The organism is Bacteroidales bacterium (assembly GCA_035647615.1).
Classification (GTDB): domain Bacteria; phylum Bacteroidota; class Bacteroidia; order Bacteroidales; family 4484-276; genus SABY01.
In genome coordinates, this window is the sequence record DASRND010000005.1 from 68,807 (window position 1) to 80,909 (window position 12,103).

General features: G+C 48.6%; 7 protein-coding genes. 3 read left to right on the forward strand and 4 right to left on the reverse strand.

Annotated elements, in window-relative coordinates:
• Positions 1 to 53: 53 nt before the first annotated feature.
• The 4 genes from rfbD to VFC92_02460 all read right to left on the reverse strand — a co-directional run bounded on the left by rfbD (position 54) and on the right by VFC92_02460 (position 4,495).
• Positions 54 to 923, reverse strand: coding sequence for a dTDP-4-dehydrorhamnose reductase (rfbD, locus tag VFC92_02445; GenBank protein HZK07036.1), 870 nt, complete (start codon positions 921 to 923; stop codon positions 54 to 56).
• A gap of 5 nt (positions 924 to 928) precedes the next feature.
• The gene (locus VFC92_02450) at positions 929 to 1,876 is read right to left on the reverse strand and encodes a UDP-glucuronic acid decarboxylase family protein (protein HZK07037.1); all 948 of its coding nucleotides are present in this window, start codon (positions 1,874 to 1,876) and stop codon (positions 929 to 931) included.
• A gap of 95 nt (positions 1,877 to 1,971) precedes the next feature.
• Positions 1,972 to 3,303, reverse strand: a complete 1,332-nt coding sequence (locus VFC92_02455) for a UDP-glucose/GDP-mannose dehydrogenase family protein (protein ID HZK07038.1) — start codon at positions 3,301 to 3,303, stop codon at positions 1,972 to 1,974.
• 502 nt (positions 3,304 to 3,805) lie between these two features.
• Positions 3,806 to 4,495 carry a uracil-DNA glycosylase family protein gene (locus VFC92_02460; GenBank protein ID HZK07039.1) on the reverse strand — a complete coding sequence of 230 codons (690 nt, stop codon included), beginning with the start codon at positions 4,493 to 4,495 and terminating at the stop codon, positions 3,806 to 3,808.
• A 475-nt stretch (positions 4,496 to 4,970) separates the two neighbouring features.
• Between VFC92_02460 and VFC92_02465 the strand changes: the two genes are divergently transcribed.
• The 3 genes from VFC92_02465 (at position 4,971) to VFC92_02475 (ending at position 11,961) form a co-directional block, all read left to right on the forward strand.
• Complete coding sequence (locus VFC92_02465; protein HZK07040.1) at positions 4,971 to 5,768, forward strand: glycyl-radical enzyme activating protein; 798 nt, start codon at positions 4,971 to 4,973, stop codon at positions 5,766 to 5,768.
• Positions 5,769 to 5,817: 49 nt separating this feature from the next.
• The gene (hypD, locus tag VFC92_02470) at positions 5,818 to 8,178 is read left to right on the forward strand and encodes a trans-4-hydroxy-L-proline dehydratase (protein ID HZK07041.1); all 2,361 of its coding nucleotides are present in this window, start codon (positions 5,818 to 5,820) and stop codon (positions 8,176 to 8,178) included.
• Positions 8,179 to 8,322: 144 nt separating this feature from the next.
• Entirely contained in the window at positions 8,323 to 11,961 is a 3,639-nt protein-coding gene (locus VFC92_02475; protein ID HZK07042.1) for a PKD domain-containing protein, read from the forward strand.
• Positions 11,962 to 12,103: the final 142 nt, after the last annotated feature.

The window sequence follows — 12,103 nt, forward strand, 5'->3', positions numbered from 1 at the left end:
TTCGTGGCGGGAGGGAAAGATAATCATCCCGGTAGCAATGGAGTAAATATTTGCTATTGGCTTTTTAGCAACTTTCCGATACAACGTTCCAGACTTGTCCGCCAGTGGGGGATTGTAATTCCGAAGGTTTGTTTTATTTTTTCTTTGGCCATCACGCTGTACATCGGGCGGGGCGCCGGCAGCGGATATTCGGAGGTGCGAATGGGTTTGACGTTGCACGTAATGCCCACCAGTTCATGGATTGCCACCGTAAAGTCGTACCAACTGGCAACGCCTTCGTTGGAATACTGAAATATTTCGGGCTGTGTGAGCTTATCAAATTCAGGCAGTAGACAGAGAAGGGCATCTGCCAAATCGCCGGCATAAGTTGGCGTTCCAATCTGATCGTACACCACGCCAATCTCTTCGCGTTCTTTCCCCAGCCTTATCATCGATTTCATAAAGTTGCTGCCGTATTCGGAATAGAGCCACGAGGTGCGCACCACTACGCTTTTTTTATTTAGCGAAAGCGCCTGTTGCTCGCCGGCATATTTGGAACGTGCATAAGCCGAAACGGGATTTGGTATTTGCTCTTCGCTGATAGGGTGGTAGCTGGTGCCGTCGAAAACATAGTCGGTGGAGACGTGTACCAAAAGTGCTTTGGCTCCGGTCGCGGCGCGCGCCAGATTCCCCACGGCTTCGGCATTGAGCAGATTGGCCACCTGCGGTTCACTCTCGGCACGATCCACCGCGTTGTAGGCGGCAGCATTGATGATGCAATGAATGTCCAGCTTCTTTACCATTTGCGCTACGGCTTGCTCATCGGTGATGTCGAGTTCGTCGATATCTGTAAAATGAAAATGATATTGCGGAAAGCTGCCGGCAATTTCCCTGAGTGAGTTTCCCAACTGTCCGTTGCTGCCGGTAACCAATATGTTATGCATAATTTTTATAGGTTTTTTGTATCAATACTTTTAAAATATTCGATGGTTTTTGTAAGTCCCTCACGCAATTGAGTCACAGGTTTCCATCCAAGCTCTTTGAAGGCCAGCGTAATATCGGGTTGGCGTTGCAGCGGGTCGTCGCTGGGAAGGGGCTCGTAAACGATTTTTGATGAGGAACCCGTTAGCTCGATAACCAGCAAAGCCAGTTGCAGGATGGTAAACTCGTTTGGGTTGCCGGTGTTGACGGGGCCGGTAAGATGTTTCGGTGAGTTCATCATGCGAACCATGGCTTCTATCAGATCGTCCACATAGCAGAAGCTGCGCGTTTGCGAGCCGTCGCCATAGATGGTGATGTCTTTGCCGTTGAGCGCCTGCACGATAAAGTTGGAAACTACGCGGCCATCGTTGGGGTGCATCCGCGGGCCATAAGTATTAAAGATGCGCTGTATTTTGATATCGACACCATTTTGGCGATGGTAGTTTACCATGAGCGCTTCGGCGCAGCGCTTGCCTTCGTCGTAGCAGGCACGAATGCCGATGGGATTCACATGTCCCCAGTAGCTTTCCGTTTGCGGATGTTCTTCCGGGTCGCCGTAAACCTCGCTTGTTGAAGCCTGCAATATGGTGGCGCGTGTGCGTTTGGCCAGCCCCAGCATATTGATGGCGCCCATTACGCTGGTTTTTATGGTTTTGATGGGATTGTACTGATAATGGATGGGCGAGGCGGGACACGCCAGGTTGTAGATCTGTTCCACTTCGATAAAAAATGGCATCGTCACATCATGGCGCACCAGCTCAAAATAAGGATTCTTCAGCAAGTGAACCACATTTTGCTTTTGGCCTGTAAAATAGTTGTCCAGACAAATTACTTCGTTGCCATCGGCCAGCAGTCGCTCGCAAAGGTGCGACCCCAAAAATCCGGCGCCACCCGTTACCAGTATTTTCTTTTTCATTGAAATGTGTTTTTATTAACTTTTAAATGTTGATGGAAAAGCGCCAAAATTATGGCTAAAGAAAAGCATCGATTAATCATAGCGACATGTTTCCGTTATTTCTCAACGGGATTTCCCATCCCGATGCTGAAGTATTCAAATCCCTGTTTATGTATTTCTTCGGGTTCGTAAACGTTTCGTCCATCGAAGATCAGGGGCTTGGTCATGAGTTTTTTCATCACCGTGAAATTCGGAAATCTAAACTCACGCCATTCGGTTACCAGCAGCAATGCTTCGGCATCTATCAGCGCTTCGTACTGATCTTTTGCATAGGTAATGTCTTCACCGATGCGGCGTTTTGCCTCTTCCACTGCTACCGGGTCGTAGGCAATCACCTCGGCGCCGGCTTCCAGTAATTTTTCGATAATTACCAGCGAAGGAGCTTCGCGCATATCGTCGGTTTGTGGCTTAAATGACAATCCCCAAATGGCAATCTTTTTACCTTTGAGCTTTCCGTCGAAATAGCGGTATAGCTTTTCGAAAAGCACTGATTTTTGCGAGGTGTTCACCTCTTCCACAGCTTTCAGCACACGCAGATCATATCCGTTTTGTTCGGCAGTTTTTATCAGAGCTTGTACATCTTTTGGGAAGCACGATCCACCGTATCCTATTCCGGGATAGATAAACTTTTTGCCGATGCGCGAATCGCTGCCGATGCCTTTGCGCACCATGTTGACGTTGGCACCTATGATCTCGCACAAGTTGGCGATGTCGTTCATAAAGCTGATTTTGGTAGCCAGCATGGCATTGGCGGCATACTTTGTCATCTCAGCCGAAGGCACGTCCATGATGATGATAGGATGGCCGTTGAGGGTAAAGGGTTTGTATAAACGGCTCAATATTCCTTCGGCTTTTTCTGAATCCACACCAACAACTATGCGGTCGGGTTTGAGGAAGTCCTCGATGGCAGCGCCTTCTTTGAGAAACTCGGGGTTGGAAGCTACGTCGAAAGGAATGGTAACGCCGCGTTTGTCGAGCTCCTCGTTGATGGCCTGTTTCACCTTGGCAGCGGTGCCCACCGGCACGGTGCTCTTGGTAACGATGAGGATGTAGTCGGTCATATTTTTGCCCACCTCTCGTGCTACATCAAGCACGTATTTAATGTCGGCGCTGCCGTCTTCCTCGGGAGGGGTGCCTACTGCCGAAAAGATAACATCCACTCCGTCGATTGTGCTGGCCAGATTGGTCGAAAAATGCAGGCGTCCTTTTTCCACGTTGCGATCTACCATGTCTTCAAGACCAGGCTCATAGATAGGGACGATACCTTTTTTCAGCCCTTCAATTTTTTGTTCGTCAATATCAACACAAGTCACATCAATTCCTACCTCGGAAAAGCAAGCGCCTGTTACCAATCCAACGTAACCAGTACCAACAATAGAGATTTTCATGTTTTGTTTTATTTTAAGATTTCTATGTTAATGCTTTTTTCAAAGTTGGTAAAAGTACTAAGAATGATTAAAATACACTGTTTTGTAGAGAAAATGGTCGACGGAAGGTAAAAAGAAGTCGCAGGTTGTAACTTGAAATTACGAATTACGATTACCCTGCGGTGGGTGGTTGCTGTGGTTTCGGTGGCTCTGGTGGCTGAGCGGAGCCGAAGCCAGATTGTCGAAACCAGCTTGTCAAAACTAACAGGCTGAAGGGGGCGATCGAATTTGTAGAAACGCCAGATCGGGCGTCTGTATTAAATGACAATGTAGAAATTGAATTTGGAATGATGGTCGGAGTTATAGAAAGATTGCCAGTGAAAAAAACAGGAGGGCGATCATTAAAATGATTCCTGCAGAGATGATGAAGCCGCGCAACAGGCGTTTGCGGATAGATTTTTCGTAGTGATCCATTTCGTTCCCCTTTCGATAAAAAGATAGAACAACAAGACGGCAGAGTAGTTTATCGACTGTTGGAAAGTTCACATCTTTTAAGAGTAGTCAAATATTTATTAATGTAATCATCCAGCGATTTGCGGCGATATTGCATCACAAAGCGCGGGTGTTCCAGCGGCACTATTTCTTCGAAGAGTTGCAGCTCGTCGTTGAGTCGGTTCAGGAACTTGTAGTTTTCGCCGCCTCCAATGCAAATGGCGCTGCGACGTCCCGCACCAAAAGCCAATTGTTCCTGCAGCGTAGTTTGGATAAATGGCAGCACCAGCTGCTTAAATGCTGGTTCGTCGTAATAGTTGACGTTTTTGCCGGCACGTGTAAACCCCAGCGGCGAAACGGCCGTGAAATAAAACTTGCTGTAAAAGGCTTTGGCGCCCCCCATGGCGTCGATCACCTGATAGATAAACTGCGAGCTAAGCTCGTGCTTTTTGTCGAAGTCGTTAACAATCCCGCATTTTGTTTCGAGATGAATGGGATCGGTAAATGATATTCCCGTTATGCCGGCTCCAAAGCGCCCAGGGTTGATTCCCAGCAGAAAAGTGCGAGGGTTGTTGTCGTCGAAAAATTGTTTGTAAAACTGCGTCACCATCCGCATCACCGCCTTGTCGCGGAAAGGATTCATCACAGCCACGTCGCTGCCGGGCAGTTCCAGTTGTAGTTGCTGATGAAATCGGATGGCCTTGTCGGCAAATGTTTCCATAGGTCAGATGTTTTTGTTGATTAATAAACCCCGTTTTCTGGATGTTTGTTGTTCCCTTCGACTACGCTGATTTCGACAAGCTCAACCACCACAGGGCGAGTGTTGTTCGTAGGTAATAAAGTTTCACAGTGTTACTCAGTGTAGAAAACGTGTTACACTTTGTAACTATAGAGAGTTTTTCGCCTTCGTTATTGCCGACTGTGGGCTGATGACTGAAGCCTGCAATTTAGAATCAATAAAAATTACATCGTTTCATCCCGCTTGTAAAAATGTTATAATTTTGTAGCTCAACTTTTTAATGATGAAAAAGCAAAATTTCCACTTGTGTCTTTATCACAAATTCGGCAAAGGCCTCTATGAATGCTGGATGTTTTGATCCTTGCAGCCTTAACACGTCTATTTTCTTGTTACAAAATATTCACCAAAAACTTTTTTAAAACAAAGCAGGCTGACTTTATCGTTAGCCTGATGTTGCATGATGGAAGGTTTAATTTACGACATAAAGCGTTTTGCATTGCACGACGGGCCGGGCATCCGCACCACGGTGTTTCTCAAAGGTTGCCCGTTGCGCTGCTGGTGGTGCCACAATCCCGAGAGCCAATTGGCAGCTCCGGAGACAGACACGATCGTCACGAAGCTGGATGAGATCAGTCACAGCCGCAGGCATACCATGGGCTACCGCGCCACCACCGAAGCGGTGATGGCGATTATCGACAAGGAAGCTATTTTTTATGATGAGTCGGGTGGGGGAATTACTTTTAGTGGCGGTGAGCCTTTGATGCAGCCGGAATTTCTTAAACAGATGCTCCGACGTTGCAAAGATCGAGGCTACCATACAGCAGTAGATACCAGCGGGCATGCTCCATGGGAAACCCTGAAAGAAATATTGCCTTTCACCGATCTATTTCTTTACGATCTGAAGCATCACGATGACGAACTGCACCAGAAATACACCGGCGGATCGTTACAGCTTATCCTTGAAAATCTGGGCCGGCTCGCCCAAAAGCATCAAAACATCATCATCCGCATTCCGGTGGTGCCGGGCATTAACGACAGCAAAGCCGACAACGAAGCTTTCGCTAAAATCATTACGGAATTGGGCAGCATCCGCCAGGTGCATCTTTTGCCTTTTCACAATATGGCGCAGCACAAATACGCGCGTTGGGGAAAGGAGAACCGACTTAACGGCCTCGAAAATTTAGAAAGAAATGATCTTTTGCCGGCAAAAGAATTTTTCGAAGCAAGAGGTTTTCAAGTAACCATCGGCGGGTAGCGTCGCCGGTGCATGTTTATTTTTTTATTAATAAAAAACGACAAAAACGATGATAACCGAAAGAATAGCAAAACTAAGAGAAAAGAGCCTGCGGGCTGTAAACCGGCTCACCGCCGAGCGGGCATTGCTGGTGACAGATTTTTACCAGTCGGGAGCGGCACACGGTGTTTCAGTGCCGGTGGCGCGCGCCCTTTGTTTCAGGCACATCATGGAAAATAAATCCCTTTATGTGGATGCTGATGAGTTTATCACAGGCGAGCGTGCCCCGGCGCCAAAAGCTACGCCCACCTATCCGGAGGTGAACCTGCACACGCTGCAGGATCTGGAAATCCTGCACACGCGTCCGAAGGTTTCTTTTACAAGCGACGAAGAAACGCGAAGCGCTTATCGCGATATTGTCATCCCTTACTGGAAAGGCAAAAGCAACCGCGAGAAGATTATGGCCAACATGGATCAGGCGTGGCTGGATGCTTATGGAGCGGGGATGTTTACAGAGTTTCAGGAGCAACGTGCGCCCGGACATACCGTGGCCGGCGACAAGATTTATCACAAGGGCATGCTCGACATCATCGCCGACATTGATGATGCCATTTCAAAGCTTGATTTTTACAACGATCCGCAGGCACTCGACAGGCGCGAGGAGCTGAAGGGAATGCGCATTGCCGCTGAGACCATCATCATGTATGCGGGGCGTTGTGCCGACAGGCTGGAGCAACTGGCTGAGGAGCAGCCGCAGCAAAAGCAGGAGCTGCTCGATTTGGCTGAGATTTGCCGCAAAGTTCCGGCGCACAAGCCGCAGACGTTTCACCAGGCGTTGCAATATTATTGGTTTGTCCACCTGGGTGTGATTACTGAACTCAATCCCTGGGACAGCTTCAACCCCGGGCGCCTCGACCAGCACCTGTTGCCTTTTTATAAAAAAGAAACTGATGCCGGCACGCTTACGCGCGAAAGAGCCGAAGAGCTGCTTCAGTCGTTTTGGATAAAGTTTAACAACCACCCGGCGCCGCCCAAAGTGGGCGTAACGGCACAGGAAAGCAACACCTACACCGACTTTACGCTCATCAATACCGGCGGCCTCACCAGCGGTGGTGCCGATGCTGTGAACGAGCTAAGCTTTCTCATCCTCGACGTGATAGAAGAGATGCGGCTGTTGCAACCCGGCTCGATGGTTCAGCTGAGCAAAAAGAATCCCGATCGCTTTATTCATCGCGCATTAAAAATCAGCAAAACAGGATTTGGGCAACCCTCCATCTTCAACACCGACGCCATAGTACAGGAGCTGGTGCGTCAGGGCAAGAGCATCGAAGACGCGCGCAACGGAGGCGCCAGCGGATGTGTGGAAGCAGGAGCTTTTGGTACGGAGGCATACATTCTTTCGGGATATTTCAACCTCACCAAAATGTTGGAGCTTACGCTAAATAATGGCAAAGATCCGCGCACCGGCAAACAACTGGGGCCGCAAACCGGTGAAGCAACCGATTTTAAAACTTTCGATGACCTGATGGCCGCTTTTGAACAACAGGAAAATTATTTTGCCCATCTCAAAATTAAAGGCAACAACATCATCGAAAGCCTTTTTGCACGCAACCTGCCTGTTCCTTTTCTCTCGCTGATTATCGAAGACTGTGTGGCCAATGGCACAGATTATAATGCCGGCGGCGCTCGTTACAACAGCACTTACATTCAGGGCGTGGGATTGGGCAGTCTCACCGACAGCTTTGCCGCGATAAAATATCACGTTTTCGACAACAAGACCATTTCGATGAACGGCATGGTGGATGCTTTGCGCAAAAACTTCACAGATTACGAAGAGCTACGTTACCAGCTGGTTTATGAAACACCTAAATATGGCAACGATGACGATTATGCTGACGATCTTACTAAAGAAATTTTTGAGATTTTCTTCCGGTCTGTCGATGGCCAGCCCAACATCCGGGGCGGAGTGCATCGTATCAACCTGCTGCCCACCACCTGCCACATCTATTTTGGCAGCGTCATCGGCGCTATGCCCGACGGGCGCAAAGCCGGAGTGCCGCTGAGCGAAGGAATTTCGCCCGTGCAGGGTGCCGACAAAAATGGCCCCACCGCAGTGCTGAAGTCTGCCGCCAAAATTGACCATCTTCGTACCGGCGGAACCTTGCTCAACCAGAAGTTTACACCTTCCTTTTTTGACGACCCCGAGAGCATCCCGAGGCTTGGCCAACTCGTGCGCAGCTATTTCCGCCTCGACGGACATCACATCCAGTTTAATGTGGTTTCAGTCGAAACCCTGCGTCACGCTCAGAAACATCCTGAACAACACCGCGACCTTATCGTGCGGGTGGCTGGCTACAGCGACTACTTCAACGATTTGGGCGAAGATTTACAAAACGAAATTATCCAACGCACAGAGCAGGTTGGGTGTTAGCGTATAGAGCTTGGCGCATGGCACAAAGAGCATGGAGGTTAGAAATTAGAAGTTAAGGAAGTGGCGACCATTCTGACCAAAAGGTTAATTTTGTAAAAAAAAATTGATAATCGAATAACGAATCATTTATAAAAAATTTCTAAAATGAAAAAAACTATTTTCTCTTTCGTGATGCTGTTTATCCTCACATCGCTGACTTTCGTTGATGCGCAGGATTACGACAATCTCACCGACAAACAGCTTGCTGAGCATCCTTACTGGATCGATATGATGCAGGATGAGGCAGTAAATTTTTATACAGTACAGCATGCTTTTGAGGTTTACTGGAAAGATCGTGAAGTAACCAAAAGCTGTGGCTGGAAACCTTTTAAGCGGTGGGAGTATATGATGATCAGTCGCATAGATGCCGACGGCAACCGTCCGCCTGCTGACCTTGTTTGGAATGAATATCACAGCTATCTCGACAAGTTTCCGGATCAAAAATCTGCTGACGGCAATTGGGAGAATCTGGGGCCACATTTAATACCGGGCAAAGGATACGAAGGACTTGGGCGAATCAATGCGTTTGCTTTTCATCCTACCGAAGCCAAGATAATCTATCTCGGAGCACCTTCGGGTGGCTTTTGGCTTAGCGACGACTACGGTGCCTCCTGGCGTACCACCACCGACGAGCTTCCTTCGTTGGGTGTTTCATCTATTGCCGTCGATTATGACGATCCATTAATTATCTACATCGGTAGCGGCGACCGCGACGCAAGCGACGCTGCCGGCATCGGCGTGCTCAAATCTTTCGACGGTGGCGAAAACTGGACGCTCTACAACAATGGTATGGGTAATGCTACTGTAGGACGGATGGTGATACATCCCGAAGATCCGCTGATAGTTTGGGCTGCAACCAGTAATGGTATTTTTAAAACTACAAATGGCGGCGAAAGCTGGCAGAATAAAAAAGGTGGAAACTTTAAAGAGCTTGTAATGAAACCCGACGATCCCGCGATTCTCTATGCCAGTGGCGGCGGTGCTTTCTACCGGTCAGCCAATGGCGGCGAAAGCTGGGAGCAGATCAATTCGGGCCTCCCTGGTGGCAGCCGCGCTGTAATAGCTGTGTCACCGGCCAGTCCGCAGCTCGTCTATTTCCTGCTGACCACCAGCGATTCGTTTAAGGGTTTATACAGATCGACAGACGCAGGATTGAATTTTACCGTAAGGTCAACCTCACCCAACATCATGGGCTGGGACTGCAACGGTGGCAGTGGCGGACAAGCCTGGTACGACCTGGAGGTGGCTGCCGATCCTGTAAATCCGGAGGTTCTTTTTGCCGGCGGTGTCAACTGTTTCAAATCGCCCGATGGTGGCACAAACTGGGAAATCAGCTCACACTGGACGGGCAGCTGCGGCGTACCTGCCGTGCATGCCGACCTGCACGTACTCGAATACAATCCCCTCGACGGACGGCTTTATGCCGGCAACGATGGCGGCATCTACTGGACAGACGACCAGGGTACTTCCTGGCACGAGATAAGCGATGGATTGGCCATTAGCCAGGTATATAAAATAGGCCAGAGCGCTACCGTTCGCGACAAAGTTATCAATGGATATCAGGACAATGGAACCTCCACCTACATTGGCACCGACAACTGGAGAACCAATCTGGGCGGCGACGGTATGGAGTGCGTGGTCGACCATCAAAACGCATTGTATAGCTATGGTTCGATATATTACGGCGATATTTACCGTATCGTCAACAACAATGAGCAGGCGAAAATTGCCGGCAACGGTGTGGGGGGAATTAACGAAAGCGGCTCCTGGGTGACACCATTCCTGCTGCACGAAGAAATTTCCACCACCATGTTTGCCGGTTTTAAAAATGTATGGAGAGCCCTTAATGTTAAAACCGGAAGCCCAAGCTGGACGAAAATATCCAACAACCTGGGCGGCACCAACAATGTGCTGATGCGTGTGATGGAACATTCGCCTGCCGATGTAAATATTTTATACGCTTCGCGCGAAGACAGGACGCTCTTCAGAACCGACAATGCAAACGATCCTTCTCCGCAATGGGTCAACCTCACCAGCTCACTGCCAGCCAACGTCAACATCAATGACCTGGAAGCCGATCCTTTCGAGCCGTCAACGGTTTACATGTGCCAGGGCACAGGAGTTTATAAGTCGATCGACAAAGGGGTAACGTGGCAGGACATCACCGGTAGCTTGCCCGGAGTAAGCAAAAATGACCTGGCCCGCTACCGCAACAGCCAGGAAGGAATTTATCTGGGTACCGATGGTGGTATTTTTTATCGCGATGCTTTTATGGACGACTGGATGCTTTTCAACAGAGGCTTTCCGGCCAGCGCACGCGTGACTGAGCTGGAGATTTATTACGACGCGGACGATCCGGCAGAAGATGTTATCCGCGCCGGTACCTATGGCCGTGGGCTGTGGAGTTCCGATATGTATCATGCTGTTCCTGTCGCCAACTTAGTTGCCGACCAAACGACGGTACCGCCCAATTCGGCAGTAAATTTTCAGGATATGTCGTCGGGTGTTCCCACACAATGGGAATGGTTTTTCGAAGGAGGCAATCCGGCTACTTCTGCTCAAAGAAATCCGGAGGTGACCTATGAAAATCCCGGTACTTTTGATGTTTCTTTGGTGGTTACCAATGAATTTGGTACACACAGCGTCACATTTGAAAATTACATCGAGGTGGATGCCTTGCTGCTGCCAATTGCCGGATTTTCTGCTTCGCGCACAGCCATCTGTGCTGGTGAGTCGGTTTATTTTACCGACCTCTCTCAAAATGCTCCCATTGCCTGGGAATGGACTTTTGTGCCAGGTGATGTGGTTTTTTTAGAAAATACTTCTGCCAACAGTGCCGATCCGGTGGTACAGTTTCTATCTTCGGTGCCTTACACCGTTACGCTTAAAGCTAGCAATAGCGTTGGTTTCGATATCATCACCAAAGAAAACTATGTTCAGTCGGGTGGCTACACAGCACCTTTTACTGCTGATTTTAGTCTCGGCTTCGAAAAGCAGAGCTGGAATGTTATTAATCCCGACAATCAGAAAACCTGGGAAATTACGCAGCCCACCTGGTCACCGGGTGATGCGCCGGCAGCGTTTATGAACTTTTTTAATTATAACCAAATGAACCAACGCGACCAACTGGTAAGCCCGCCGCTCAATCTCACCGACATCAACGATCCTATGCTGATGGTGGATTATGCCTACACCTATCGCATGGCGCTAAAGGATTCGCTGGTTATTTATATTTCTGACGATTGTGGTGAAAACTGGAACCGCGTGTTTGGCGGCAGCGGCGACGATTTTGCCACTGTGCCACCGCAAACTGCCAGCTTCGATCCCACCGGCCCCGAGCAGTGGTGCGAGCTGATTACCGATACGGAATGCATCAATATAGACCTGAGCCAATATGCCGGCAAACAAAACGTAATGATGATGTTTGAATCGTTGAATAAGTTTGGTAACAACCTATACCTGGCCAACATCCGTATAACTTCGCCCACAGCAATTGAAGAAACTCCGGGTGCGGGAAAAGTCTTCACAATTCATCCCAACCCAACCAAAGGCAGTTTTGTAATAAATGTTGCCGTTGCTGACGAATATCAGATGGAAATCCTCAACAGTTCGGGGCAAAAGGTTCTGTCAAAAAATATCAGTGGCGCCACTTTCATCGACCTTTCCGATCATGCGCAGGGACTTTATTTTGTAAAGCTCACCAATGGAACTAAGGTTTGGATTGAAAAGGTGGTGATGCAATAATGAACTGATATGAGTTTAAAAAAATTAAAAAAGAGCTTTCCACGTGGAAAGCTCTTTTTTTTTGTGGATATTATAGCAAGTTCCGGAGGAGCGGTGATATGGCAGATAGAAATGTCGGCGACACTGCGCAAAGTTCCTAGGA

Bases quoted from the DNA above. Each gene is read 5' to 3' on its own strand.
- rfbD (HZK07036.1), bottom strand. From the start codon at position 923: ATGCATAACATATTGGTTACCGGCAGCAACGGACAGTTGGGAAACTCA.
- VFC92_02450 (HZK07037.1), bottom strand. From the start codon at position 1,876: ATGAAAAAGAAAATACTGGTAACGGGTGGCGCCGGATTTTTGGGGTCG.
- VFC92_02455 (HZK07038.1), bottom strand. From the start codon at position 3,303: ATGAAAATCTCTATTGTTGGTACTGGTTACGTTGGATTGGTAACAGGC.
- VFC92_02460 (HZK07039.1), bottom strand. From the start codon at position 4,495: ATGGAAACATTTGCCGACAAGGCCATCCGATTTCATCAGCAACTACAA.
- VFC92_02465 (HZK07040.1), top strand. From the start codon at position 4,971: ATGATGGAAGGTTTAATTTACGACATAAAGCGTTTTGCATTGCACGAC.
- hypD (HZK07041.1), top strand. From the start codon at position 5,818: ATGATAACCGAAAGAATAGCAAAACTAAGAGAAAAGAGCCTGCGGGCT.
- VFC92_02475 (HZK07042.1), top strand. From the start codon at position 8,323: ATGAAAAAAACTATTTTCTCTTTCGTGATGCTGTTTATCCTCACATCG.